The following is a 25,822-nucleotide window of genomic DNA, read 5'->3' as shown; positions in this document are numbered from 1 at the left end:
TTAACCTCCGGGTTTTGTGGGTGCAACAATTTCGGCAGCCAGCATACCATTCTGGTCTCCTGGCTTGGCTTCAAACATACAAATGTCTTCGATCCAGATTGTGCACAGTTCATTTTGCCTGATTTTCATGGGCAGAAAATCTCCCGGTTTCAAATTCAGGAAAGTGCCGATATCCACCTGACAACTATCGAGTTGAAAACGGATATTGGTTGGTGTGTGTGAGATGCTATCCATAAGTGCATCAGCCCATTCTGTGTCGGTTTCAGTTGGTTCATCACTAACCGTGACACGCAGGGTCTCTAGCATGGGTTCAAGAAATGGCTGCGGGTAATGGATGCCGAATTTGCTGGTTAAATTATCACTGATTTTCACTTCAAAATAGGCGCTGAAACATGTTTCATATGCGCTGGTGACGGCAAGGAATTGCGGGTCGTCATCAAGTTTGATCACCTGAAAATCCAGTTCATGTACAGGAGCCCATACGGTGCTCAGTGAGTTTGCCAGCTTTACAGCAATGCGATGGCTCAAGCGCATTTCAACAGGAGACAGTGATTGTGGCGTATCACTGGATTCACCTTCACCACCGAGCATTGCATCAACAAAGGCAACAATCATGGCCGTATCGCAGGTTATCATCATTTTACCGTTATCTTCGACTTCAAAGACAAAATAGACCTGAGGACTTTCAACTGTAATCAGGTCCTTGTATACCGTGTTCTCCAGACGGTCTACGTGCACATTGATATCTCTTCTGAATAGTTCATCCCACTGCTCATCCAGGATCTCTACCAGCCTTTCCTGCAGGTTAACGAACATGGGATAGCGCTCAGGGCCGTCATCATCGGCACTGCTGAAGTGATATTCATCTACATTCTCAGGCTGTTTGATGGGCGGCAAAGCGGCAAACAGCGCTTCTGTTTCTTCCGAAGGTGCGACTTCAGCCATCAGGGCTTCAATCTCCTCTGGTGCAAGAATCGGTTCGCTCATGTTACACTCCGCTGATCCTGAACTTCATTACTGGGAAACGAAGTCTGTGAAGTAGAGGTTTTTGATCGGTTTGCCTCCGACAATGCGGTTCATGCGATAGATCAGGTCTTCTTTCAAGGCATATTTGCCCTGCGGTGTCCTGATCTCAGAGAACTTTTTGCTGGCCAGAATGGTGATGATCAGATCATTGATCTTAACCATATTGGCAGTCACCTTGGTCTGTGCTTCTTCATTACGCACCTCCAGCTTGATCTGGGTACGTAAAAAACGACTCTGGTCTGTATCGGCAAGATTGACGGTGATGTTTTCAATGTCCATCAGGATAGGGGCCGCATCGCTTTCATCCTCTGCTTCAGGGATAGCCGTATCACTATTCTGTTCTACAGCCGGTTTGTCCGTATCCACTGCAGGTTGTTCCATGCTCATCATTTTCCATGCGATGAAACCACCCACAGCCAGTACCAGCACAAGCAGTACCAGATTGATAATCGGCAACAGGCCGCCGCCGGATGATTTGCCACCTTCTTCTTTTTCTTCTTTGTCTGCCATGCTATTCCTCCACGTTCATCGTGCGGTTTTCTTTCATCAGGTTTCAGCGCTGTTACTTGAACACAACAATTTCAACCCGTCTGTTTTTACTGCGACCAAATGGTGTCGCTTCAGTTGATACCGGCCTTGATGGGCCATAACCAACCATAGATAATCTTGCCGGATTCACGCCTTCATCTTCAAGTATATGCAAGACTGATGCCGCTCTTGCCAGAGAGAGCTGCCAGGGGTCGGCATACTGGCTGTCGGCCAGGTCGATTTTGTCATTGGTGTGGCCCTGCACCCGGATTTTTCCCGGTGAAATGGCTAGCATCTGTGCCAGTTTCTGGATCGCCTTTACATGTTCTTCTTTTAATTCTGCCGAGCCTTTCTCAAACAGTGTTGTAGATGGGATTCTGAGGTAGAGGCGGTCTTTAATGATCACACCTTTCACCTTGTGTTCCAGTGTACTGTTTTTCATCATGGCGTGGCTGTTCTGGCGCATGGCGAGCATCAACTCTCGGGGGCTGACCAGTTTTTGCATCTCAAAAGGCGGGATAATTTGTAACTCTGTTTTATCACCTGCATTGAGTACGGAAACGGCCTTTGTGAATGATGATTCAATATCGGAGAGGCCGGTTTTGTCCATGGTAGACATGGAGATGAGCAGGATGAAGAAGGTAAGCATCAGGCTGACCAGATCTGCAAACGTGGTCATCCAGGCCTCGGTGTTGGGCAGGTATTCGACCGGCCATTTTTTCTTTCTGGCCATTAGAATGAACTCTTGGGGGCAGAAATCACTGATCGCTGAAGCTCATGAATCTGTCCTTTTTCCACATTTTGATCTGTTACAGGGCGGAATTTCAGTGTGATATCCACTCTGCGGGCCAGATCAGGTCGATCTGCAATGGGGTGTTTGTCGCTCATGCCTGCTGCAATCATGCGTGAAGTGGCAACACCACGTTGCTCCAGAGCATGGAATACACTCATCGCTCGTGCGGCAGATAGTTCCCAATTGGAGCTATAACCGGAGCCGCGTGTTGGCAGATCATCGGTATGCCCTTCAATCTGAATTTCAACGACCTCTGGCCGCTTGAAGCTTTCAGCCAGTTGATCCACCAGCGCCAGAGAGGTGTCTGAGAGGGTGGTTTTACCGGTAGCAAAAGCGATATGTTCACTGAAACGAATGCGAACAGTATCCTGATCCAGCGGTAGCACCTGCATGGAATCTTCCATGCCGAGTTCCTTGGATATGTCTGTCAATTCTTTGGCGGTTCGTTTGGGGGCTGATGCTCCATCGACAATATCACGTGTGGGGAGTGCAGGGCCCTGACCTTTTGTCAGGTTTGCACCACGTGGCATGGGGTTGAATGTGCCTGCCAGTGAGCCGATAGCGGCAAGCCTCTTATCCTCGACAATGACAGCATAAGATGTGAGCAGGATAAAGAAGGCCAGCATCTGCATCATCAGTTCGAGAAACAGTGCGGCCCCCGGATCTGCCGGAAACGGTAATGGAGGCGGTTTTTTGTCGCGTTTTGCCATGTTGTTTCTGCCTGATTATCCTTATTCGAAAGAGGAAGCGCGTTCTTTTGGCGGCAGATAACCGAGCAGTTTCTGTTCCATGATGCGCGGATTTTCACCTGCAACCAAAGACTGTATGCCCACCAGAATGATTTCCTGTATCAGTAACTCTTCTTTGCTACGCGTTTTCAGCTTTCCTGCCATGGGCAGAAACAGAATATTGGCCATCAGGGCGCCGTAAAATGTGGTCAGCAGTGCAATCGACATGGATGGGCCGATCGAAGATGGATCAGACATATTCTGCAGCATCAGTACAAGGCCGACGAGTGTGCCGATCATGCCCATCGATGGTGCATAGGTGCCGAGAGCGGTGAACATGTCCGCGCCTCTGGAGTGACGATCTGCCACCTTATCCATCTCCATATACAGGATATCTTCGATAGCTTGCGGTTCCTGCCCGTCAATGGCCATCTGCAAACCTTTGGCCATGAACTCGTTTTCTATATTGCCGACTTCACTTTCAAGCGCCAAAATTCCGTCTTTACGGACCACCTGTGCCAGCTCTACCAGTTTACCAACCACATCTGAGCCGGGGTCGACTTTGTACATGAATGTTTTAAGTGCCACACCAATGACACCAATACAGTTGGCCAGCGGATAACCTACCAGCAGCACACCTACCGTACCGCCAATTACAATCATCATCGATGGCGGGTCGATAAAGCTGGCGATACCGCCACCAATCGCAAATGCCACCAGGCCAAATGCAAGGACTATGCCTATGAGAGTTGCAATATCCACTGAGACCTCCCGGTTTCAACTTGAGTTAAATTGCCGTGTTGAAACGGCGACTTTTTCATCAGTTAGCAAGAAGCGTGCTAATTCTCGGAAAGAACAGCAATGAAGCTGTGAATAATGGCCATCTGCGGTTTATCAGTTGGCTGAGTTAAACAGTCTGCATGCAGGGTGTTTGCTTCAAGTCGCTTGAAATCAAATGAGCTAAAGGTAATGATGCCGGTGGGACTGGAGGGATTCTGACTATGCAGGAAAGCATGCGCGCTCGGCGAGACATAGGCATGACTGTTAACGGTTGGTTTGTTGCAGCTCTGTTTCTGCTGCTGGCATCCCTGCTGTCATGGTTTAGTTTGAATGCAATCCGGAGCAATACGCTCGAGGCAGTACAGGCTGAAATGCAGGCGCTGAACCACTGGGTAGATAGTGATCTTGCCAGTCAGGGTGCAGAGATGACCGGCGAAATCGCCTCGCTTATTTCTGAAAACATGTTTCTGAATAAGCTGGCTGTTGAGATTAACGGTGCTGGCACTGCTGATAGCCGTTTTAATCTTCGTCGTGATCTGGCCGCATGGATGGTTTCCCATGAGTATCGCGACTTTTTCGTTTTTGATGCTTCAGGTATATTAGTAGCCGGTATGCGTGATGCTGAATTAGGTAATGCCATGCCCGAGGCAGTATCCCATCATCTGCATGCAGTCATGAGTGGCAGCCATAAGGTGACACATCCGTTTGCCACACCGGATGGGCCACGTATGTGGGTGATGTTGCCGGTGACAGATAATAAAGGTGCCCATATTGGTGTGTTTGCCCTTGAATTGGCTGAGAGTCGCCATTTTAGTGTAACAACCGTAAAGGGACGCAGTGGCAAAAGCAGTGAAACCTATCTGGTCAGCAGAGAGGGCTTGCTGCTGAGTAGCAGCCGCTTTGAAAGCGATTTGCGGGACGTCGGACTATTGAAGCCAGCCCAGAGTAGTGTGCTGGCCATTCGTGCCGCAGATCCCGGAGCTTTGCTGACAAAAGCTCAGCCGTTACCCGCAAATATGGAGCAATGGCCGCTCACCCATGCTGTAGACGGGCTGCTCAAACATCCGGATGGTGCGGATATGCAGGGCTACCGTGATTACCGTGGTGTCCGGGTGTTCGGTGTATGGCAATGGGACCGTATGCTGGATCTGGGTATTATCACTGAGGTGGATGCAGATGAAGCCTTGTCGGAATATTACCATATTCGCAATCTTCTACTCACCTTGCTGGCAGGTTTGATCATCATTGCCGTGATACTTCTGCGTGGGTATTCGCATTACCGTAGCCGTCTTGAGTACGAAGCCGCGTATCACAAGGATTTGTTGCTGGAGTCCACAGCAGAAGCGATTTATGGCATAGACCCTCAGGGTTGCTGCACCTTTGCCAATAAATCCTGCGTGCGGCTGCTGGGTTTTGACAATGCAGAGCAGTTGCTGGGTAAAAATATGCATGCGCTGGTTCATCATACGCATCCGGACGGTACACCGTATGAGCCCCAGAGCTGTCATATTATGCGCTCCTTTCATCAGAAAACGCGTGTTTATAAACGTGATGAAGTGTTCTGGCGCCGCGATGGCAGTTCGTTTCCAGTTGAATACTGGTCGCATCCGGTTTTTGATGGAGATGAAACAATCGGCTGCGTGGTGACCTTTCTGGATATTTCGGAACTGCGCGATGCCGAGAGGCAGCGCAGTCGTATCGAGAAACAGGTACAGCATGCCCAGCGGCTGGAGAGCCTCGGGATACTTGCCGGTGGCATTGCACATGATTTTAATAACATCTTGTCCGCTATTCTCGGTAATGCTGCGCTGGCGCAGCGCAGGGTGGTCAATGATCCGGTTGATGCCAAAGAGAAGCTGGAGAAGATTGTACAATCCTGTGATCGGGCTTCGGTATTGTGTCGGCAGATGCTGGCTTATTCCGGCAAGGGCAAGTTTGTCGTACGTCCGTTGAATTTATCTGATTCGGTTGAAGAGATTACCCACCTGCTCGAAGTGTCTCTGGAGAAGGGGGTGGTGCTGAAATATTCGCTGGCGGAAAGCCTGCCTGCAGTTGAAGCTGATGAGGCGCAAATTCAGCAGTTGATTATGAACCTGGTAACCAATGCCAACGAGGCCATCGGTAAGAAGAGTGGCGTGATTTCTATTTCGACCGGTGTGATGCAGGCCGATAGTTCGTATCTGCTGGACTGCTTCGGTGATAATCCTGTGCAGGGCCGTTATGCCTATGTTGAGGTGAATGATACAGGTTGTGGTATGGATGCGGAGACGAGAGATAAGATATTTGATCCGTTTTTCACAACCAAATTTACCGGGCGAGGACTTGGTATGAGTGCGGTGCTTGGTATTGTGCGTGGCCATAAGGGGGCGCTGAAGCTGTATAGCGAATTGGGCAGAGGTACCAGTTTCAAATTTCTGTTGCCGGTGAGCGGTTCGGGTGTCTTGGATCAGACCGTGGAGCTATCCAGACATGATTTGTGGCACGGCCATGGTCTGATCATGGTGGTGGATGATGAAGAGACAGTGCGTGAAACAGCAATCATGATGCTGGAGGATATGGGTTTTACTACAATTGGTGTAGAAAACGGCGTGCAGGCACTGGATGTGTATCGTCAACGAGGTTCAGGAATTGCCGGAGTTTTGATGGATCTGACCATGCCGAAAATGGGTGGAGAAGAGTGTTTCAGTGAACTCAGACGCATCAATCCGGACATCAAGGTGGTGCTCACCAGTGGTTATAATGAGCAGGATGCGATTCAGCATTTTACGGGCAAGAGACTGGCTGCATTTATTCAGAAACCGGTGTCTCCGGATCGCTTGCGTGAAGTCATGCATAAGGTGATGGAGGATGAGGCATGAAAATCAGATCGTTCATCCTGCTGCTGGCTATATTAATGGCTCCGTTGTCCGTTTCAGCGCAGATTATCAAGGTTGCCGGATCTTCAACCGTAAAGGTGTTTATGGACCATGCTGTCGAGGCCTACCACAAACTTCATCCCGATGTGCAGATTGATGCGCAGGCTGGAGGTTCCGGTGTGGGTGTCGCCAGTGTCATGGATAGAAGTGTGCACCTGGGCATGATTTCACGTGAATTAGATGCAGTGGAAAAGGCAGCTTTGACAGGTGTCGAGCAGATCGCTGTCGGCATTGATGCGGTTGCCGTGGCGATTTCAGATGAGCTGTATCATGGGCAACATCTGCATAGTCTGAGCAGGCAAGCTGTTGCCGCAATCTATCTAGGTGAAATTGATAACTGGTCTGAAGTGGGCGGGCCGGACCGGCATATTATGGTGATTGAGAAAGAGATGCACCGTGGAACAAGGCAGGTTTTCGCCAGTCATATTCTCGGTGACAGTAAGGCGCCCACGTTACCGCAGGCAGTTGTTATCGGCCCGAACAGGCATATGCAGACGCTGTTAAAAACCAGCGACCAGGCGATAGGTTATCTGACGATCGGAGATTTGGATAAGCATGTGCATGGTGTTGAAATTATTGTCGATGGTAAAGCTTATGCGCCAACCATGGCTGAGGTTCGTTCGGGTGCTTACCCCTTAAGCCGGATGCTTTATCTGTTGATGCCGGAAAATGTGCCGGACTATGTGCGTCAGTTTGTCGAGTTCCTGACTTCACCCGAGGCACTGCCTGCGCTTAACAAGGCAGGTTACCTGTCATTGCAATAGCCCTATCCTGAGTAGGATTGCGCAATTAATTCAGGTCTCTTAAACTTGAATTGCGCAAGTGATTAGGAGTTAACTTCAATCAGCAGCGCCTGAAGGAGATAATTATGGCTATCGAGTTACCTGCATTACCTTACGCAAAAAATGCGCTTGCACCGGTGATTTCCGCGGAAACACTGGAATATCACCACGATAAACATCATGCGGCATATGTGACCAATCTGAATAAGTTTATCGAAGATACTGAATTTGCCGATATGTCATTGGAAGAGATTATATGTTCTGCACCCTCTGGCCCCATATTTAACAATGCAGCTCAGGTTTGGAATCACACGTTTTATTTCAATGGTTTGAGTTCCACGGGTGGCGGAGAACCGGGTGGAGGGCTTGCCGACGCCATATCCGCCAGTTTCGGTTCTTTTGCCGCGTTCAAGGAGCAGATGACAGCTTCAGCCACAGGCAACTTCGGTTCAGGCTGGACCTGGCTGGTGAGAAAGGGTGATGGCGGGCTTGAAGTTGTGAATACCGCCAATGCCGGATGCCCGCTGACTGACGGAAAAACGCCGCTTCTGGCAATTGATGTATGGGAGCACGCTTATTATATCGATTACCGCAATGCGCGCCCGCAATATTTGCAGGCGATCTGGGATATCATCGACTGGGATGTGGTGGCCTCTAAATAATCAGCACTCTGGAACGTAATTCTGGAATAAAAAAGCCGCCCGGATGGGCGGCTTTTACGATGTTTCTTAGATAAGTCTGGGAGACTTTAGCCTTCAGTTGAGCAAACCAGTTCTTCTTCGATTTTTGTACCGGCTTCAACTTCATCAATGATTTTCTGGTAATGTTCATTAGCAGGGCAGCCACAAGCGTGCTGGCTTGTTGCATGCAGGCGAGCCTGTTCAATGTGCCACTGTGCTACTTTCAAATGCTGATCTACGTTCATATCGGTTATCCTCTTGCAAACTTGTTCAGTGCTTAAAGCTTTCACTGTGGGCGGCACACTAGCATCGGCGTGAATAAATAAAAAGTTGATGGCGGGCTGTTGTAACCCCTTTCTATTTTATGGGCTTGCACGAATTCAGCCCCGGAATTCGATATAGTTGTGGAATCGGACCTGTTTATGCATAAGTATTGCTGTTGAATTGCGTGGAGAGACTGAATGACTGAAGAGCAGAAGCAGCCTTGGAAACCGGGAAAACGGGACCTGTTATTTTTGGGTATTATCGCAGCCGTTGTGATTGCACTGGTTTTGGGCACAAGTGAGCGAAAAACCATTCCGGCACCAAACGATGAAGTTCACCGTACGACCACATCCAGAGCTGCATGTATGAGTTGCCATGGCGCTGATGGTGTTAGCCCCCGTCGGGCTACGCATACTCAAGTGGATAAATGCTTTTTATGCCATGCGCAACCGGAAGGTTGGGTGGGGGATAGTAAGTGAATCGGATTGGCATAAGCGTTAAGCCTAATGACGCTCGTGCCTGTGCGCTGTTGTGTGAGCTGCATCGCTGGCTGATTGAGAAAGGGCGCACGGTGTTTGTTGATCATGCCCTGCAGAGTTGTCTGGGTTGCAGCACAGGTTGTGAACAGCTGGATGTGTCTGAAATGCCGGATCAGGTTGAGTTAATGATTGTGATTGGTGGTGATGGAACATTGCTGCATGCAGCAAAGCATTTTATCGGTTCAAATACCCCGATACTCGGCATTAATCTGGGCAGGCTGGGTTTTCTGACAGATACGCCTGTCGGTAGTATGTTTGATGTGGTTGAAGAGATTCTTGCAGGAAATCTGGAAACCACACGTCACTTTTCATTGGCTGCCGAGGTGTGGCGGGATGGAGAGAGAATAGCTCAGGGCAGTGCAATGAATGATGTTGTGCTGGAACGTGGTTCTCATCCTCGCATGGTAGGTTTTGAGATGCTGGTGGAGGGGCAGTATGTGTTCCGTATGCGCGGCGATGGTCTGATTCTGGCCACACCGGCTGGTTCTACTGCCTATGCGCTCTCTGCAGGTGGTCCGATTGTGCATCCGTCTGTCAATGCGATCACAGTCGTGCCGGTTTGCCCGCATACGCTGTCAAATCGTCCGATTGCAGTGTCTGCCGATCATGCGATTGAACTGAAGCTGGTGGAGTCGCCATTCGATGCGGCGCTGAATCTGGATGGGATCGAACTGATCCAGCTGCAAAAAGGTGACTGCGTCCGCGTCCGGAAAGGCGGTTTGATCTCACTGGTTTATCTGCCGGGAAGGCATTACTACGAAGTGCTGAGAAGCAAATTGAACTGGGCCGGACAACCGGAATCCAACTGATTTATATGCTCGCATCCCTGACTGTAAAACAATTTGCTTTGATCGAACATGTGCATCTTGAATTGAATGCCGGCACCACTGTATTTACCGGTGAAACAGGGGCTGGTAAATCAATGCTGGTGGATGCACTTGGTGCTGTGTTTGGCACCCGTGCCAGTTCTGACTGGGTGCGCCACGGCGCAGACAAGGCTGAAGTCACGGCTGTTTGGCAGGGTGGAGATGAGCGAGTCCATGCTCTGCTGGAAGCAAACGATATTGATATCGAAGATGATTTGATTTTAAGACGTATTATTACAAGTGACGGGCGTTCACGGGCATATCTGAATGGTGTGCCTGTTGCTGTGAAAACCATGCAGAAGCTGGGAGCTATCTGTCTTGATCTGCATGGTCAGCACGAACATCAATCATTGATGTCTGAGTCGGTGCAGCAGTCTGTGATTGACGTCAGATTGTCTGCTGCAGGCTTGCAGAGTACGAAAGAAGCATTTGTGGCCTGGAAGCAACTGAAAGGGCGTTTGCATGCTCTGCACTCAGAGCGTGGAGAAACTGAACAGCAGGCAAGCTGGATGCGCGAAGAGTTGCTCAGGCTCGATGTTCTGGAAATAGAAGAGGGGCTTGCTGATGCTCTGCAGCTTGAAGTTGATAGCGGGCGACACCATGCCCAGATTCTGCAGGCAGCAACCGAAGCTCTGATGTTACTCGATGAAGCAGAGCCGAATGTTCGTGATCTGCTTGCCAGAACTGGCCATGCGGTGGCTGCAGTCGAAGATTACCATGATGGTTTGCGCAGATGTCGCGAACTCATTGATCAAATGGATGCGCTGCTTGGTGAGGCTACACCCGAGCTGTCTCATGTGAAGGATCAGGCATTTGATGAGCAGGGTTTAAGGCGCGCTGAAGAGCGTTTGATGGCACTGCATGAGTCCATGCGCAGGCATGACTGTGATGAAGCAGGTTTACTGGCTCACATGGAAACGTGGCAGCAGCGTCTGGCTGCACTCGATACGGCGGGTTGGGACGAAGCATCCCTGACGCAGGCATTGCAAAGCGCTGCAGACACTTATACCCGGCATGCCGATGCTTTGCATGTGGAGCGTAAGGCTTGTGGTGACGCGCTGTCTGGTCTGTTGCGCCCGTTTCTGGATAAGCTGGCACTTGCCGGTATGCAGGTGCGATTTGAGGTCAGGGCAGAACAGGACGAGTCAGGCTGGAGTGAATCGGGTTGGGATAAAGTGAGTATTCAGGTGATGTCTAATCCCGGTGAGCCGTGGCGTGAACTGAGTAGTGTGGTGTCAGGCGGGGAGTTGTCGCGGCTGGTGCTGGCACTGAAAGGTTGCGGGGCTTTATCGAATATGCCCCATGTTGCCGTGTTTGATGAAGTGGATACCGGTATTGGTGGTGAAACGGCGTGGTGTGTTGGTGAGCTGTTGTCTGCCATGGGTAGAGAGAGGCAGGTGCTGGTGATTTCTCATCTGCCACAGGTTGCATCGTGCGCTGATCATCAGGTGGTGATTTCCAAGGCAGATAAGGATGGCCGCACAGTTACCGGACTTGTCTGTGTGCAGGCGGATGCTCGCCAGGCTGAGATTGCCCGTATGCTGGGCGGGGCGGGGGAGCAGTCCCTTGAACATGCCGGTGACATGTTGAAGCGTGGTCAGGCTGCGGTGTTATCTTGAGTCATCAGATTCGTGTGCGCAGCGCCAGTGTTGACGATGTTGAAGGTATCTATGATTTGTTAAAACCATTTGCTGAGCGGAATATTATTCTGTCCCGGGACAGGGATAATATCTTTCAGCATCTGCAGGAATTTCTTGTGGCTGAATATGATAATGATCTTGCGGGTGTGGTGTGTGCCCATATTTACGGAAAAAACATAGCCGAGGTTCGCTCGCTGGTTGTGAGTCCTGCATATCAGAAACATGGTATAGGAAAGCTTCTGGTTGAAGCTTGTGAGCATTGGCTGGCGGGTCTGGGTGTGGCCAAGGTGTTTGCGCTGACCTATGTGGAGAAGTTCTTTGCTCAGTTGGGATACCGCATTGTGTCAAAAGAGAGTCTGCCGCATAAGGTGTGGACAGTTTGCGTGCACTGTTCCCGTTTTGCAGATTGTGATGAAGTGGCTGTTGAAAAGATACTTTCAGATGTGCCGATTGAGCCGATGCTCCTGATCCCGATAGTAGAAGTTGAGGGCTCCTGACTTATCCATGGTGAAATGAGTCCATCCATTGGCAGGGGGAGTTCTACTCAGGTGTGTCAGTTCGTTACAGGGGTCTGATATATGAAAAGATGCTGCCTTGAGCAGCGCGTAGTTGGCTAAAATACCTGAAAAACCATGCAAATCAGAGCAAGACAGGCATGTGACCATAAGCAATCGTTATATTATAGATCATATTTTTTCATTCACAATGTTTTACCCTGTTATATAAGAACCGTTGTCCGTAATCATCTGTGGCAGATGGCTTAAGTGCATAATATCACACATATTTATTGGGCGATAATTCGCATGGGCAGAATAAGCCGTGTGTTTTCTTACATGAACTCAACATGAAGTAACATTAAATTTTATTTAAAATTGTGCTTGATATGGCTATTTCACCGCGGCAGAATGCCGCAACCAATGTTATGACCACACCTATGTGTGTGGCGAAAAAGGCTTTGGCTGTAAAATACGAGGAGGGTATTAAATGAGTGAAGAAATTAAACACTACACGGCCCACTGGCATACTAGTCCAAATCCGTTGCTTGTAGGCTTCGGTGCTGGTCTGTTCCTGCTATTGGCGTTCATGGCGCAGTTCAACTACCAGATGGATGTTGCGGCGCTGGTTCTGTTGGCGGTTGGCGCTGGCATGACCATTATGGGTGGCCTGGGTTGGGCTGCTGAAACAATCGGTGTTATCGACGACGAAAACTGGTCTCCATCGGCCATGTTCATGTTCATCGGTACTGAAATCATGACAATCGGCGGCGTACTGGCTGGTTACTGGGTTGCTCGTCTGGGCGCACCAGTTTGGCCACCTGAAGGTACACCTGCCAACGTTGGTGCAACTGAAGCGCTTTATGCAACACTGCTTCTGTTTGTTTCCAGTTTCACTATCGGTATTGCCCGTAAGAAAGAACTAAACGGCGATGCTTCCGGTTTTGCTACATTCACACTGATCTCAGTAGCTATCTGGGCTGTGTTCATGTACATGACTATCTCTGGCTGGAGCCACCTGTCTGAGCAGGGCTTCACCATCGGTATTAACGCTTATGCAACATCACTGTACGGTTTCACCGGCATTCACTTTGCGCATCTGGTGATGGGCATTCTGGTAATGCTGACATGCGTACCATCTGCGTTTAAAGGCAAATTGAGCTTTTCTTACACCCGTGCAATGACCATGTATGTCCACTTCGTGAACGTACTGGGCTTCTGGGTACTGCTTCAGGTTTATTACTGGTAAGCAGAGTAAGCTGTGATGATTAAAACCTCCTTGTATCATGTGACAGCGTTATGGCACGGAAATTTCCGTGCCATGGCGCTGATGCTTGTTGCGATGTTTGGTTTCTCTGGTGTTGCTGTTGCCGCTTATGGCAATGTGACTAAAGATTCAGTTGTTGATCCGGGCATTCTCAAGATTGAAGAGAAAGCCTTTCTGGGTGAGAAGATAAATTACGATTTTGTCCTGCAGGATGAAAACGGAGCAGACTTTGAACTCGGTTCCTTGTTGGGTAAGCCGCTTATTCTGGCATTTAGCTATTATACTTGCGACGGTGCCTGCTCGGTGATTAACAAAAATCTGAATGAAACACTCAAAGGCGTGGAACGCTGGGAGATGGGGCAGGATTATAATGTTCTGACTGTATCCTTCGATCAGCACGATACACCTGCGACACTGGTAGATTTCTTACAGAAGGCGGGTTTTAAGGATGGGGTTCCATCCGGTTGGACAATGACCACGATGCGGGAAAAAGAAAATATCGTGAAACTCACCGGCTCCATGGGTTTTAAATTTTTCTGGTCACCGCGTGATGCGCTATTCCTGCATCCGAATGTCTATATCATGTTGTCCCCGAAAGGACGTGTAACGCGTTACCTTTACGGTGGTACAATTTCACCTGTTGATATGGAACTGGCCATTACCAAGGCGATGGGCGAAAAAATCGCCGCAGCCAATGTCATCGACTTTGTTGTTGGTGCCTGTTACAGCTACAACTACGAAGATGGTAAATACACAGTCAATATTCCACTGTTTATCGCCGCTGGAGCACTGATATTCGGTCTATTGCTGATTGCTGGAAGTTTTTCTTATATGAAATTTTGGAGGGTAAAAACATGAAATTTAAATCACTAATGCATAAAGTGATTGGTTCCCTGGCGCTGCTGCCACTGATCCCGTCACTTGCACATGCGTTCCAGGCTGCACCTGCTGCACGTGCAGACTACAATGGCTGGACTCCACACGAGCACTACGATGAAGTGTGGCATGAAACCATGCTAGATATCACTGTACTTGGTGTGGTTTTCGCACTGGTAACATTTGCATTCATGGTAATGTATCGCCGTAAAGGCCATGGTGAGCGCGGCAAACTGCCTAAGCTTTCTAACCAGGCTAAAATCGGTTGGGTTGTAATCCCATGTATGTTGTTCCTGGGCGATGACCTTTTCCTTTATGTGAAAGGTTTCGACCTGCATAACCACCTACGCAACGTTCCAACTGACGCTGCTGAAGTGAAACTGACTGGTTCTATGTGGAACTGGAACTATGTTGATGCTAACGGCATCGATACAGATAACGAACTGGTTGTACCTGTAGGTAAACCTGTTGTTCTGCGTATGCAGTCTGATGACGTTCTGCATTCTCACTACATGAATCGTTACCGTCTGACTGAAGATCTGATGCCAGGTCGTGTAACCTGGGAATGGTTCATGCCTGATCAGCTTGGTGAGTCTGTTGTAACCTGTCGTGAATACTGCGGCACCATGCACTCTGGCATGTACGGCACAATTAATGTCGTATCTCAGGCTGAGTATGATGCATACGTAGCTGAACAGACTGCTTCTATCCCTACTGAAGCAACTGTCGCTTCTAACTAATTAATTAAATAATAGAGGAGGAAAACTTATGAGTGGTTTTATGGGACATGAGCCGGATGGTAAACCGGGTCAGCCAAAAACAGTAAAAGAATGGGTATTCACCCTTGACCATAAGGTCATCGGTGTTTGGTACCTGATTGGTGCAATTGCATCATTTGTTGTAGCAGGTCTTGCTGCATCCGCAATGCGTCTTGAGTTGGGCTCTGTTGGTCCGGACATCACCGACAATGGTGATATCTACAACCTGTGGCTGACTATGCACGGCGCTGTAATGATTCTGGGCTTCCAGATTCCTGCCCTTCTGGGCTTCGTAGCTAACTGGGCTGTGCCTATCATGGTTGGCGGTAAAGATATGGCTTTCCCACGTGTGAACGCAATGTCTGTATGGCTGCTGTGGTCTGGTATTATCCTGGCCCTGATGAACCTGGTTATTCCGGATTCATATAACGGCATGTGGACTGGTTATCCACCTTACTCACTGACTGATGCTGTTGGTAACACTGCGATGTATTCATCTATCGTAATCATCCTCGGTATGTCTTCAGTATTCGGTGCGGTTAACCTGGCTTGTACTGTTGCATTCATGCGTTGTAAAGGCATGGGCTGGTTCCAGATGCCTTTGACTGTATGGTGTGTATTCACTGCAAACGTTATTCAGCTGATTTTCGTGCCAGTACTGGCTGCATCTGTATTGCTGCTATCTCTGGATAAATATCTGGGCTTCGGCTTCTACAACCCTGAAGTGGGTGGCGACGTTCTGCTGTACCAGAACCTGTTCTGGTTCTACTCACATCCTGCCGTTTACGTAATCCTGCTGCCGTTCATGGGCATCATGTTCGAAATCTTTGCAGTATCCGCACGTAATGACGTGTTCAACTACAAAGCAACAGTATGGTCTGTGATCGCGTTCATCCCGGTATCATCTGACGTTTGGGTGCATCATGCATACGTTGCAGGTCTGCCTGACTGGCTGCGTCTGTTGCAGACATTCACCACACTGCTGATCTCACTACCATTCGGTCTGTTGATGCTGTCTCTGACTGGTACTCTGTTCCGCGGTACTATCCGTTACACAGGTCCTATGTACTGGGCAGTTGGCGCATTCCTGATGCTGATCATCGGCGCACTGACTGGTATTCCAAACGCACTGTCAGCAGTTGACTACGGTATCTCTGATTCCTACGTGATCATGTCTCACTTCCACTATGTGATGGCAGTATCCGGCGGTATGGCGATCTTCGCTGGTGTATTCTACTGGTTCCCTAAACTGACGGGTCGTATGTGTAACACTGCGATGACCAAGCTGACTGCTGTTGGTTTCTTCATCGGTATGAACATTGTAATGGGTCCACTGTACTTCGCTGGTATCGAAGGTATGCCACGTCGTTACATGGATTACGCTATGTTCGAAAACAATGCGACTATCGTTGACGCACAGCACTGGTCTACCATCGGTCTGTACATCACGTTCGTATCTGCATTGCTGATGATCGTTACTTGGCTGCAAGGCGCGATTGCTGGTGAGAAAGCTACCTCTGCAAACCCATGGGGCGCAGAATCTCTGGAATTCACTGCTACTGCAATTATTCCGGGTCAGGGTAACTTCCCAACACCTGTAATTTGTCCTGAAGGTTGGCATCCATACAACTTCATCGACAATCCTAAGCCTGAGTTTGAGCCACACCCTGGCACTTCTGGGCATCACTAAGTAAAACCGGATCTGGTGGCCTCCTTCGGGGGGCCACCTTTTCTTTTTTATACTTTATCCGGAAAGCAGTCATTCACTGTTTTCCAGATCAAGCGTAATAGCAAAGGAGGGAGTTTCGACATGAATCAGTCGATTGCGGAACAACAAGTTTCAACAAAATCTGTCATCTCGGATTACATCTCTCTGAGCAAACCGGGTATTGTCGGCCTGACACTGGTCGCAGCCCTTACCGGCATCTATTTCGGTAATCATGGCGTCATGCCGAACTGGGATCTGATTGTCTGGACTTTTCTGACCCTGGGTCTGGCCACCGCCGGCTCTTGCATGCTTAATAATCATTATGATCGTGATATCGATAAGCTGATGAATCGTACGATGAATCGTGCTCTGGCTGCCGGAGCAGTTTCTGAAAAGCGAGTTCTGATTGTTGCACTACTTCTTACAATTCCGTCACTGATCCTGATGGCAGTCATGGTAAATCCATTAACAGCCATAGTGACTACAGTAGGTGTGGTGGGTTACGTGGGTGTTTACACCATGTGGATGAAACGCAGAACGCCGTGGGCCAATCAGTTCGGAGGCATTGCCGGTGCTGTTCCACCTATGGTTGGTTATGCAGCAGTGACCAATGAACTGGGCGCTGCCGGATGGGTACTCTTTGCCATTATGGTGGTATGGCAGCAGCCGCATGCATTGGCTCTGGCACTGAAATATCGTGAAGATTATGCAAAAGCCAACGTGCCAGTCATTCCTGTTGCCTGTGGTGTTTATGCAACCAAACTGCGCATTCTTCTCTACACGCTTGCGCTGATTCCTGTAGCCATTACACCATGGTATTTTGATATCGCCGGTTCCATCTATCTTGCTGCATCAATTATCCTTAGTTCAATGTTCCTGTTTACAGCTGTACGTTTCTATCGTTCTGAGCGTGATAGCGATATGCGTGTATTTGCATTTTCGATTGTTTACCTGATTCTTCTTTTCGGTGTGATGATTATCGATTCGATCTAAACGGGATATTCATTCCCGTTTAATCAATTACCATGTTATAATATGCGCATGAATTTTTCTGCCCGTAGATATATTGTAGTCATGCTTATCGGTTTAACAACATTACTGCTCTCTTCCTGCTCTTCCGAGCAGGTGACACGTGACGATTTCACGCTGCAATCGGTTGATGGCCCTGTTTCATTATCAGAATATCGTAACAATATTGTACTGCTGTTCTTCGGCTATACCCATTGCCCGGATGTATGTCCTGCCACGATGAACAATGTGGCATCTGCCCTGAGAACGCTTGATCCCGTTGATACAGCACGCGTGAAGGTGCTGTTTGTTACGGTTGATCCCGAACGTGACAGTGCTGAATACCTGGATAGATATCTGGCTTATTTCAATCCGGAATTTATAGGTCTGAGCGGTAGTGCTGAAGAGATCAAGAAAGCAGCTCGTGTTTTTGAAGTCGAATTTTTCAAAGAAGGCGAGAGGGCGGATAATAAATATGAAGTGACTCACAGCAGCTTTCTGTTCCTGCTTGATGGTGATGGAAAGACTGTGGACATCATGAGTCATCGTACAAAGCCTGACGATATTGCAATTGCACTTCGTAAATGGCTGAATGCCCTGCCTTCGGATGCTGTCAGGTGAACAAATGACTAACAGGAGTTTTTACATGTTCAAAAGAGTTGCACTTGTACTGATCACTTTCACATTGCTGGCCTGTAGTTCTGAACAGCCTGCTGCTCCAGCAGTTCCGCCAACAACGCATGTAAATGATCCAGCCAAAGATATTGCAGATCAGGCCATGGCACTCGCTTTTGCCAAAGAGTTTGATAAAGCTGCGCCACTGTTCAGAGAGGCTGCTGAACAAGGCAATCGACCTGCTCAATACTATCTTGGTCTGCTCTACGGGCGCGGGGACGGGGTTGAACAGAGCTACGATGAAGCGTTTAAATGGTTATATAAGGCCGGCATGGGTGGTCATCCTAAAGCCGCATACCACCTCGGTGAGATGCATGTGAAAGGTGAGGGTGTTGAAGTCAGCCATATCAAGGCGCTGGCCTGGTTTTGGGTAGGTACTACGCTGGGCGACCGATACTCGGAGACACGCTTGAGGGCAGTTGCTCCGCGCCTGACACCTGATGAAATGGGCAAGGCTAAAGCCATGTCCAGTGAACTGATGGCCAGTATACCGCATGATATGAAAGTGAAGCGTAAATCACTGCACTGATACTGACTGAGCTTGCTATCGTAGATATATTTATAAATGAACAGGAGTAGAACATGAGTGATTTGAGTAAGGAAGAAAAAGCAAAAGAGAAGAAAAAGATTTTAACCGGGCTTGGACTTACTGCCGTAATATTTGCCTGGTTCCTTTACTACCTGCTCTCGCATATCCCGGGTTAAAGTTCAGTCTCATTGCGAAAGTCTTAAGGGGGCTCTCTGAATGATCAGAGTGCCCCCTTAAGATGCTGTTTAGGAATGTATTTGCTCGAGCAGGTAAAAGCGGATTGGAGGCTTTTGATCTCTTCAGACGGATGGGATGATGGTGCGATCCCAATGGCCCCAGAGTCGGATTAGTATTGTTTATGAATAGGCAGCTGATATTCAACTACGCCATTTTTGTGGTAAATCTCAAGCGCAGGCAGAGAAAGCTGATAACCATTTGCTCTGGACCAGTCCCGCATCGCTTTATAAGCCTTGTGTGATCCCAGCAGAGTACCACCTTCGAAGGTGGCGATAGCTACTTCGCGAGACGGGATAACCAGTTCTTCAAGAGGTGAGGGGATATAATCGGTACGCCCTACGATGTAACCGATTCTGCTGATGCGATCTTCTTCTGCTACTTCAGAGACACTGTTCAGGTACAAGGCACATGCAGTGCCAGGTTCGATCTCAGCTTTTTTCAGATGTTCTGCAACCTGATTAAATACAGGCTCGATGTTGGAATATGAGCCTTTATTTTCGATATAAGCGATACGATAGCTTTCGGTTGTCTGGCGAGTCACTTGAGGATCATCAAATGCACCAAGATAGAGCATGACGACGGCGCCACCGCCTAGTGCTGTAAGCAAGCCAAATAATGCCAAAATGAGCATTTTGGAGGAGATTGGAGTCGTCGGGTTCGCCATGAATTCATACCTTCCTGTTATGGTTTAGTGCAAGGGCTGCACATGTTAGCGTGGGGCATCTTATTTTGTATGGGCTTGTCGGTAAAGGTAAGATGCGGCAATTAAATGATATGAAAGGAATTCAACATGAGTAAAGCTCCAAAGAAAGGGTTAAACTATAGACTTATTCTGCTAACAGTGGTGTTTGGAGCCATTGTTCTGATACCTATTTTCATGAAGGTGAAATCAAGTAACCCTGATTTTGTTGTAACCAAGGTCAAAATCGCCGAGTCGGAACTGGTGGGTTTCAAAGAAAAAGTCGATGCCATGGTGGCCAAATATACCGTGCGTCATGATGGAGATATGCCCATCGTACACCCGCCAGCTGGTTCTGATGTTTACCTGCTGGCCAAGAACTACGATTGGGGAAAATTCACACTGGAGCTTGAGCAGGGTGAAAAATATCGCCTGCATCTTGCTACACTGGATATGAAGCATGCCATTGTTGTACGTGAATTGAGGCTGATGAACCGAATCAAAGTCGGTGAATTCAAAACGATAGAGTTTTCTCCCTCTGCAGCAGGCACATTTGATTTGATTTGTGGGCAATTTTGCGGTTCAGGCCATGCCGGTATGGTGGGGAAAATCATCATTACGGAAAATGCTGCTGTCCATAAGCCTTCTGACGGGTCATAATCAATCCTATGTTGAGACATAAGGAATGTAACAGTATATGGATCTGCTAGCCAAGGAGCATATATCCGGTGCTAACAAGCATGACTGGAAGCTTTTTATCAAGCTTGCCTTGAGCGGTATTTTTACCGCGTTGGGTATTTATGATCTTGGTTACAACCTTGAACTGGCTTTTGCCACTCTGATATTTATTCCGGCAGGTGGCATGTTTTTCACTTATCTGAAACATGAAGCGGACTCGAATATTTTGCGCTGGGTCAGCATTCTTGTTTTTGCCGCCATATTCGGGCTGTTAATCGATTCTCTGTATATGGCCTTTGCCATGTTCCTGATTATGGAGGGGGCTACTCACAGTGCCTCTCTGGTGCGCTATGATGATAGCAAATGGATGAAGGTGGTACGCGCTGAAGGTTCAGCAGATGATCTGAACAAACTCGTTGCCGGTCATACACTTTTCCATTCATTGCCTGAAGATGCCCGCATGCATATGGCAGAAAAATCAACGGTGATGGAAGTTGAGCCCGGTGTAGCTCTGATTAAGCAGGGGGAATTCAATTATTACCTGTTCCTGCTGGCTAAAGGTGAGGCTGATGTTGTCCGGGATGGTGAATTTGTCGCCACAATTCAGGCCGGGCATATTTTTGGTGAGGTGTCTGCAGCCGGATTAAGTCTACCGGTCGCCGACGTGGTTGCTAAAGACAATGTGCTGGCATTTGCTTTTCCGATCGACCTGATTTCTGAAATGGCAGAGAGCAATGATGCCTTCGCAGAACAGCTGCGTGAAATGGGTATGGAGCTTGTAACCAAACATGATAAAAAGGAAAAGCCAGAAGGTTAAGGCTTCAGGCTAATCGCAAATAAGCATTAACCCGCAGAGAAAACTCTAATAGTTATGTGTTGGATTATACTTGTATAAATCGCGCTATTGCGATCAGGTTTATATCTCTACTTTTTTTGCATACATGATTTTGGCAGGCCATCATCTGTGGCCTGCATGGATTCTGAATATCTCAGAGAATTCTTAAAGGATTGTCTGCCTGATTTCACAAAAAGCAACATTGTCGGCTCTATCCCTGATTGGATGAATCGTTGTGTGAGAACGGTAATTGCCACCATTCTTGCCTTTGCAGCTGACTTCCAGTTGCCATTTCATCCCCTCCAGTACAAAGGGCAGTGCATCATTGGCGATGGAGTGTTCGCCAGTGTCGAGAATGGAGAGTTCCTGCGCGATGACATCTTCACTCTCGTAACCGGTTACTTCACAGAAGCGGCTGTTTACAAGGTCAATAATGCCATTGCGGTCAGCAATAATAATGGCTTCATCTGATTGATCGATTGCCTGAACTGAGAGATAGAGGTCTGCCAGATCATTATGATGCCTGTCCTTTAGTTGCTTCCACTTCAGAACAAAATAGCCGCTTAACAGTGTAAAGAAAATGACAAACAGCAGGAAAACCCTGCGTTGCAGAGACAGTTTTTCCTTGATGATTTCATGCACTCGATCATCAGCCGACTGAGCAATTTCCTGTGCATCATCAAACATCATGTCATTTTCAGAATCATAGATGAAAGACTGGTAGGCATCGCCTTGCAGGTTGGCAGTCAGATACTCTTTGAGGGTGGTAATGGCAGCCTTCAGTTTTTCAAGATCTTCATTCAGCTCGGCATCGGTACTCTTTTTCGCCTCTACATGGCTGAGTGTGACATTTCCCATGATGGTGGTGCCGGTTAGTAACTGGGCGATATAGGTATCGAGGTTGGCAAGAGATTCAAACGTTTGGTCGATATTATAAATGATATGATCATGCTGTTCCTGCAAAACCTTCTGCTCAGTGATGGCGGGTAAAATAATCATGCCCCGTTCGACTTCGTGCAGACGCATATGGGTGCGTTCCAGTTCCACCTTGATTTCCATCACCACATCAAGCAGAGGAGCCTCTTCGATCATCTGTTTATTCCAGGAAAAATGGCTGTAGGCCAGAACACCAATGGCGAGCACGGCTGGCGCCATCAACATCGCACCTGCATGACTGCTTAGATTTGCCCAATTGGTAAAAACCTTCCTCATCAATGCTCCTTTTAAGGCGCTGCTGCTTTATTCAGCCTGTTATGCCGCTGAAGGGAATCTGCCAGTATGATTCCATCATAGCTTTGATTGCTCAGAATGTTAACCCTGATCTGTTACTTTTCGCCACTGAACATAGCCTGTAGTACACGATGACCTTTGATCTGATGCATCGTAGCCATGAATAAATGTCCGCAGACAAAGATCCACATCGTTGTTCCAAGCAGCTCATGGAACTCTCTGATACTTTTGATTGCAGGAGGCATGCTGCCATCATGTTTCATGCCGAGGTAGATGATGCAGCCAGTCGCACCAAGCAGGAATGCCAGTATAATACCCAGCCCATGTACGCTGCCGGCAATCAGATGCGCATCTTCCGGTTTTGAAAGTATGCCCTTAAACCAGCCGGGCACATCGCGTTTGAGTTCACAAATCAGACCCGATCTGCCATCAGCTGTTAACCAGGGGAACAGTCTGCTGCGGTGTTCTTCTTTATCGCCAACGATCATCAGGTAGACGATGACTATGGTTAATACGACCATGCCCATAATTTCATGCGCAGAGAAGATCAGCCCCATAAGTGGATCAATTTTTTCTCCGGGTTTGGGAACCTGCATGAACAACTCGGTCAGCAGTTGAGTGAAAACAGTGATGATGATGAATATATGTAAGATACGTATGGTGCGATCATGTTTCATGGCTTAATCATTGCAATAAAACAGACAATAATGAAGTCATGAATTTTGCGGGTTAATGATACACTGAAAAATCAGAGTATCCGCGCTTCTGTGGATAGTGTGCCAATCCCGGCGGTTGAAGTGGCTGAGATTGTGATCATCAGATAAAACCTGCTGCGCTGCTATTGTGCTGGTGGTAAAGTGCGCAGCGAAAATGGCATCACAGGACTATCCATGACAATAAAATATTCTCTTCCTATTGAAAAATCTCCACAAACTACGCTTGCTGTTGGCTGGCTCTATGTGGCTGTAGGTTTTTTGCTGGCCTCGGGTATCTACCCGTTATTACTGGCTATGGCACGCACCACTTATGAAATGCCATGGAAAGACTTTTTCTATACCGCACTGGTTTTGCATGTGGATTTCACCGTGCTCTGGTGGCTGGTGGCTATTGCCGGTGTGTTCTGGACGCTGAACTCAAGCAGCAGGCAGGTCATGACAGGCTGGCTGTCACTCATTCTGGTTGTGGCCGGTGGTATTATTATCGGTATTTCTCCTCTGACAGGTGATGCCAATCCTTTGACCAATAATTATATTCCTATGTTGGAAAACCGCATATTTATTAAAGGACTGCTTGTATTCGGAGGCGGTGTTCTGCTGCTGGTGTTGAGAAGTCTCTGGTCACTGCAGTGTAGTAAGAGCCGTGAAGCCACAGGTGAAGGTGCCTTGCGTTTCGGCACATTAACAGGAGCGATTGCAGTGCTGGTCGCATTGATCGCCCTGATCTGGACTTTTATGGATTCACCGATTTCCAGTGGACGCTCTTATTATGAAGCGCTGTATTGGGCAGGCGGTCATGTCTTGCAGTTTGCCCACACTGCGCTGTTGTGTGTGAGCTGGCTGTGGCTGGCACAGGCATGTTCGATTCATGTCGCTGCCAAACCAAAGTATATCATGGCTGCCTTTATTCTCGGGATGGCGCCTGTGCTGATGATGCCATGGCCATTCCTGGCCTATGATATTGGTGGGCCTGAATTTATTACCTGGTTTGTCCGCTTGATGCGTGAAGGTAATGGTATTGCACCCTTGTTGATCGGCCTGCCGCTGGTCTGGACGTTGATGAGCCAATCACCTGCAGATAAAAACCATCGTCATCTTTATGTGGCTCTGATCTTTTCGATTGTTCTGTTCGGTCTTGGTGGTGTGCTTGGGCTGTTTATCGGTGAAAGCAGTACCCTGATCACAGCTCATTATCATGGTTCTATTGTTGCAGTGACCATGGCCTTCATGGCTATGACTTACTACTGGCTGCCGGCCTTCGGTTTTGCCACACCAAATCTGAAATGGGCGCGTATTCAGGTTTATGCTTATGCTGTCGGCCAGATCATGCATATTGTCGGCCTTGCCTGGGGCGGCGGTCATGGCATGAAACGTAAAGTTGTCGGCACGACACAGGATATCGGTATTCAGGGTATGATTACGCCGCAGGACCTGGTGGGAGTAGGTGGAGTAGTTGCTGTTCTCAGTGGTATTCTGTTTGCCTTTGTTGTGCTGCCTGTGATGATTAAAGGACGAAAAAATGCAAATGACGAGGTTGCAGCATCATGAATGATTCCACTCAACAGAATTATGACAGGCAGATCGCCTACTGGCTGCTGTTTGTCTGTGCAGCAATTTTTATCATGCTGGTGATTGGTGGCGCGACGAGACTGACCCATTCGGGTCTTTCGATGATGACCTGGGATCCATTAATGGGTTGGATTCCACCATTGAACGAAGCCGCATGGCTGGAGTCATTCAAGCATTATCAACAGATTCCCGAATTTCATGAATTGAACCCGGACATGGATGTGGAAGGCTATAAGGGCATCTTCATGCTCGAGTATATCCACCGTGTATGGGGTCGTCTGATCGGTATGTTCTTCCTTTTACCCTTCCTCTATTTCCTGATCGCCGGTAAAATCAGTAAACCTATGCGCCCTCAGTTGGTGATCATGTTCCTGCTTGGTGGCATGCAGGGTTTGTTGGGCTGGTATATGGTGAGCAGTGGTTTTGATCAGACCCATGTCAGTCAATATCGTCTGACTGCTCATCTGATGGCTGCCTTCGCGATTTTTGCGTATATCCTGTGGGTAGCTACCGGGTTGCTTTACCCCAGGCGTGAACCCTCGCTGTATAGCGTTAAACCGCTGTTCTGGGCTGTTGCAGGCCTTACTCTGTTGATTGCTATTACCGTGGCAGCAGGTGGCTTTGTGGCTGGTTTGAAGGCTGGTTTTGCCTATAACACTTTTCCGCTCATGGATGGACATTTCATTCCTGAAGGTTACGGCATGTTGCAGCCCTATTATCTGAACTGGTTTGAAAATATTGCAGCGGTTCAGTTTAATCATCGTCTGTTGGCTGAAACAACACTGGTACTGGTGACAGTTACGTTTATCTACTCCAGAAAGTTTGAACTGGTGGGGCCTGCCAGGCTTGGCTTGCATTTGATGATGGGCATGGTGTTGATCCAGTTTGCACTTGGTTTAGCTACACTGCTGTCTGTTGTTCAGTTGCATCTTGGCGTGGCACATCAGGGTGGCGCAATGCTGCTGTTTTCTTTTGCCCTGTTTACCCTGCGCATGCTTCAATCGACTGAAAAATAGGCTTTA

The 25,822-nt window shown here is 48.3% G+C and carries 28 protein-coding genes; 19 read left to right on the top strand and 9 right to left on the bottom strand.

Annotation, left to right across the window (positions count from 1 at the left end):
- Genes MMIC_RS01735 through MMIC_RS01715 form a run of 5 tightly spaced genes read right to left on the bottom strand, consistent with a single transcriptional unit; the run spans window position 1 to window position 3,837 of the window.
- Window positions 1–987, bottom strand: a complete 987-nt coding sequence (locus MMIC_RS01735; protein ID WP_072658600.1) for a flagellar motor switch protein FliM — start codon at window positions 985–987, stop codon at window positions 1–3.
- Between the two features lie 27 nt (window positions 988–1,014).
- Window positions 1,015–1,536 carry a flagellar basal body-associated FliL family protein gene (locus MMIC_RS01730; RefSeq protein WP_072658599.1) on the bottom strand — a complete coding sequence of 174 codons (522 nt, stop codon included), beginning with the start codon at window positions 1,534–1,536 and terminating at the stop codon, window positions 1,015–1,017.
- Between the two features lie 52 nt (window positions 1,537–1,588).
- Complete coding sequence (locus MMIC_RS01725) at window positions 1,589–2,287, bottom strand: OmpA/MotB family protein (protein ID WP_072658598.1); 699 nt, start codon at window positions 2,285–2,287, stop codon at window positions 1,589–1,591.
- Complete coding sequence (locus tag MMIC_RS01720; protein WP_072658597.1) at window positions 2,287–3,057, bottom strand: OmpA family protein; 771 nt, start codon at window positions 3,055–3,057, stop codon at window positions 2,287–2,289. Before MMIC_RS01720 ends, MMIC_RS01725 begins: the two co-directional genes overlap by 1 nt.
- 21 nt (window positions 3,058–3,078) lie before the next feature.
- Window positions 3,079–3,837, bottom strand: a complete 759-nt coding sequence (locus tag MMIC_RS01715) for a motility protein A (RefSeq protein WP_072658596.1) — start codon at window positions 3,835–3,837, stop codon at window positions 3,079–3,081.
- 239 nt (window positions 3,838–4,076) lie between these two features.
- On the opposite strand from MMIC_RS01715, the gene MMIC_RS01710 reads away from it, so the two are divergent.
- From MMIC_RS01710 to MMIC_RS01700, 3 genes are all read left to right on the top strand, one after another.
- On the top strand, window positions 4,077–6,713 hold the full coding sequence (locus MMIC_RS01710) for a hybrid sensor histidine kinase/response regulator (RefSeq protein WP_227819297.1): 2,637 nt from the start codon (window positions 4,077–4,079) through the stop codon (window positions 6,711–6,713).
- Window positions 6,710–7,534, top strand: a complete 825-nt coding sequence (locus tag MMIC_RS01705) for a substrate-binding domain-containing protein (protein WP_083530386.1) — start codon at window positions 6,710–6,712, stop codon at window positions 7,532–7,534. Before MMIC_RS01710 ends, MMIC_RS01705 begins: the two co-directional genes overlap by 4 nt.
- A gap of 104 nt (window positions 7,535–7,638) precedes the next feature.
- The gene (locus MMIC_RS01700) at window positions 7,639–8,214 is read left to right on the top strand and encodes a superoxide dismutase (RefSeq protein WP_072658595.1); all 576 of its coding nucleotides are present in this window, start codon (window positions 7,639–7,641) and stop codon (window positions 8,212–8,214) included.
- A gap of 86 nt (window positions 8,215–8,300) precedes the next feature.
- Here the strand turns inward: MMIC_RS01700 and MMIC_RS12665 are convergent, their stop codons facing one another.
- The gene (locus MMIC_RS12665) at window positions 8,301–8,477 is read right to left on the bottom strand and encodes a hypothetical protein (RefSeq protein WP_171966432.1); all 177 of its coding nucleotides are present in this window, start codon (window positions 8,475–8,477) and stop codon (window positions 8,301–8,303) included.
- A 216-nt stretch (window positions 8,478–8,693) separates the two neighbouring features.
- Between MMIC_RS12665 and MMIC_RS01695 the strand changes: the two genes are divergently transcribed.
- The 12 genes from MMIC_RS01695 to MMIC_RS12870 all read left to right on the top strand — a co-directional run bounded on the left by MMIC_RS01695 (window position 8,694) and on the right by MMIC_RS12870 (window position 19,032).
- On the top strand, window positions 8,694–8,975 hold the full coding sequence (locus MMIC_RS01695) for a hypothetical protein (protein ID WP_072658594.1): 282 nt from the start codon (window positions 8,694–8,696) through the stop codon (window positions 8,973–8,975).
- The gene (locus tag MMIC_RS01690; RefSeq protein WP_072658593.1) at window positions 8,972–9,844 is read left to right on the top strand and encodes an NAD(+)/NADH kinase; all 873 of its coding nucleotides are present in this window, start codon (window positions 8,972–8,974) and stop codon (window positions 9,842–9,844) included. The genes MMIC_RS01695 and MMIC_RS01690 overlap by 4 nt, the downstream gene beginning before the upstream one ends.
- A gap of 5 nt (window positions 9,845–9,849) precedes the next feature.
- Complete coding sequence (locus MMIC_RS01685) at window positions 9,850–11,520, top strand: DNA repair protein RecN (protein WP_072658592.1); 1,671 nt, start codon at window positions 9,850–9,852, stop codon at window positions 11,518–11,520.
- Window positions 11,517–12,038: an N-acetyltransferase gene (locus tag MMIC_RS01680; protein ID WP_072658591.1), complete on the top strand. Its 522-nt coding sequence runs from the start codon at window positions 11,517–11,519 to the stop codon at window positions 12,036–12,038. Before MMIC_RS01685 ends, MMIC_RS01680 begins: the two co-directional genes overlap by 4 nt.
- Before the next feature lie 487 nt (window positions 12,039–12,525).
- Entirely contained in the window at window positions 12,526–13,284 is a 759-nt protein-coding gene (locus MMIC_RS01675; protein WP_072658590.1) for a cytochrome c oxidase subunit 3, read from the top strand.
- A gap of 15 nt (window positions 13,285–13,299) precedes the next feature.
- On the top strand, window positions 13,300–14,160 hold the full coding sequence (locus MMIC_RS01670; RefSeq protein ID WP_072658589.1) for an SCO family protein: 861 nt from the start codon (window positions 13,300–13,302) through the stop codon (window positions 14,158–14,160).
- Complete coding sequence (locus tag MMIC_RS01665; RefSeq protein ID WP_072658588.1) at window positions 14,157–14,918, top strand: cytochrome c oxidase subunit II; 762 nt, start codon at window positions 14,157–14,159, stop codon at window positions 14,916–14,918. Before MMIC_RS01670 ends, MMIC_RS01665 begins: the two co-directional genes overlap by 4 nt.
- Before the next feature lie 28 nt (window positions 14,919–14,946).
- Entirely contained in the window at window positions 14,947–16,626 is a 1,680-nt protein-coding gene (locus MMIC_RS01660) for a cytochrome c oxidase subunit I (protein ID WP_083530385.1), read from the top strand.
- A gap of 120 nt (window positions 16,627–16,746) precedes the next feature.
- Window positions 16,747–17,637, top strand: a complete 891-nt coding sequence (gene cyoE, locus MMIC_RS01655) for a heme o synthase (protein ID WP_072658587.1) — start codon at window positions 16,747–16,749, stop codon at window positions 17,635–17,637.
- A 48-nt stretch (window positions 17,638–17,685) separates the two neighbouring features.
- Window positions 17,686–18,273 carry an SCO family protein gene (locus MMIC_RS01650; protein WP_171966431.1) on the top strand — a complete coding sequence of 196 codons (588 nt, stop codon included), beginning with the start codon at window positions 17,686–17,688 and terminating at the stop codon, window positions 18,271–18,273.
- Window positions 18,274–18,298: 25 nt separating this feature from the next.
- Window positions 18,299–18,856 (top strand): tetratricopeptide repeat protein, encoded by a 558-nt coding sequence (locus tag MMIC_RS01645; RefSeq protein WP_072658585.1) that lies wholly within the window; start codon window positions 18,299–18,301, stop codon window positions 18,854–18,856.
- 53 nt (window positions 18,857–18,909) lie between these two features.
- On the top strand, window positions 18,910–19,032 hold the full coding sequence (locus tag MMIC_RS12870; RefSeq protein WP_265331358.1) for a hypothetical protein: 123 nt from the start codon (window positions 18,910–18,912) through the stop codon (window positions 19,030–19,032).
- A 170-nt stretch (window positions 19,033–19,202) separates the two neighbouring features.
- Here the strand turns inward: MMIC_RS12870 and MMIC_RS01640 are convergent, their stop codons facing one another.
- Entirely contained in the window at window positions 19,203–19,715 is a 513-nt protein-coding gene (locus tag MMIC_RS01640) for a GyrI-like domain-containing protein (protein WP_171966430.1), read from the bottom strand.
- Window positions 19,716–19,883: 168 nt separating this feature from the next.
- On the opposite strand from MMIC_RS01640, the gene MMIC_RS01635 reads away from it, so the two are divergent.
- Both MMIC_RS01635 and MMIC_RS01630 read left to right on the top strand, forming a co-directional pair.
- Window positions 19,884–20,432 carry a cupredoxin domain-containing protein gene (locus MMIC_RS01635; protein WP_072658583.1) on the top strand — a complete coding sequence of 183 codons (549 nt, stop codon included), beginning with the start codon at window positions 19,884–19,886 and terminating at the stop codon, window positions 20,430–20,432.
- 37 nt (window positions 20,433–20,469) lie between these two features.
- Window positions 20,470–21,267, top strand: coding sequence for a cyclic nucleotide-binding domain-containing protein (locus tag MMIC_RS01630; RefSeq protein ID WP_072658582.1), 798 nt, complete (start codon window positions 20,470–20,472; stop codon window positions 21,265–21,267).
- Between the two features lie 183 nt (window positions 21,268–21,450).
- Here MMIC_RS01630 and MMIC_RS01625 read toward each other — a convergent pair whose 3' ends face one another.
- Together MMIC_RS01625 and MMIC_RS01620 are read right to left on the bottom strand one after the other, a co-directional pair.
- Entirely contained in the window at window positions 21,451–22,497 is a 1,047-nt protein-coding gene (locus MMIC_RS01625; RefSeq protein ID WP_072658581.1) for a PAS domain-containing protein, read from the bottom strand.
- A 113-nt stretch (window positions 22,498–22,610) separates the two neighbouring features.
- A complete protein-coding gene (locus MMIC_RS01620; protein WP_072658580.1) occupies window positions 22,611–23,192 on the bottom strand; it encodes a cytochrome b/b6 domain-containing protein in 582 nt (193 codons plus the stop codon).
- Window positions 23,193–23,405: 213 nt separating this feature from the next.
- Here MMIC_RS01620 and MMIC_RS01615 point away from each other — a divergent pair, with 213 nt between their 5' ends.
- Both MMIC_RS01615 and MMIC_RS01610 read left to right on the top strand, forming a co-directional pair.
- Window positions 23,406–24,779 (top strand): cbb3-type cytochrome c oxidase subunit I, encoded by a 1,374-nt coding sequence (locus MMIC_RS01615; RefSeq protein WP_143144839.1) that lies wholly within the window; start codon window positions 23,406–23,408, stop codon window positions 24,777–24,779.
- A complete protein-coding gene (locus MMIC_RS01610) occupies window positions 24,776–25,816 on the top strand; it encodes a COX15/CtaA family protein (protein ID WP_072658578.1) in 1,041 nt (346 codons plus the stop codon). The genes MMIC_RS01615 and MMIC_RS01610 overlap by 4 nt, the downstream gene beginning before the upstream one ends.
- Window positions 25,817–25,822 lie beyond the last annotated feature (6 nt).

This window comes from Mariprofundus micogutta (genome assembly GCF_001895085.1).
Lineage (GTDB): Bacteria > Pseudomonadota > Zetaproteobacteria > Mariprofundales > Mariprofundaceae > Mariprofundus > Mariprofundus micogutta.
Note: the sequence above shows the minus strand (reverse complement) of the source record. Positions and strands in the feature narration are given on the sequence as shown.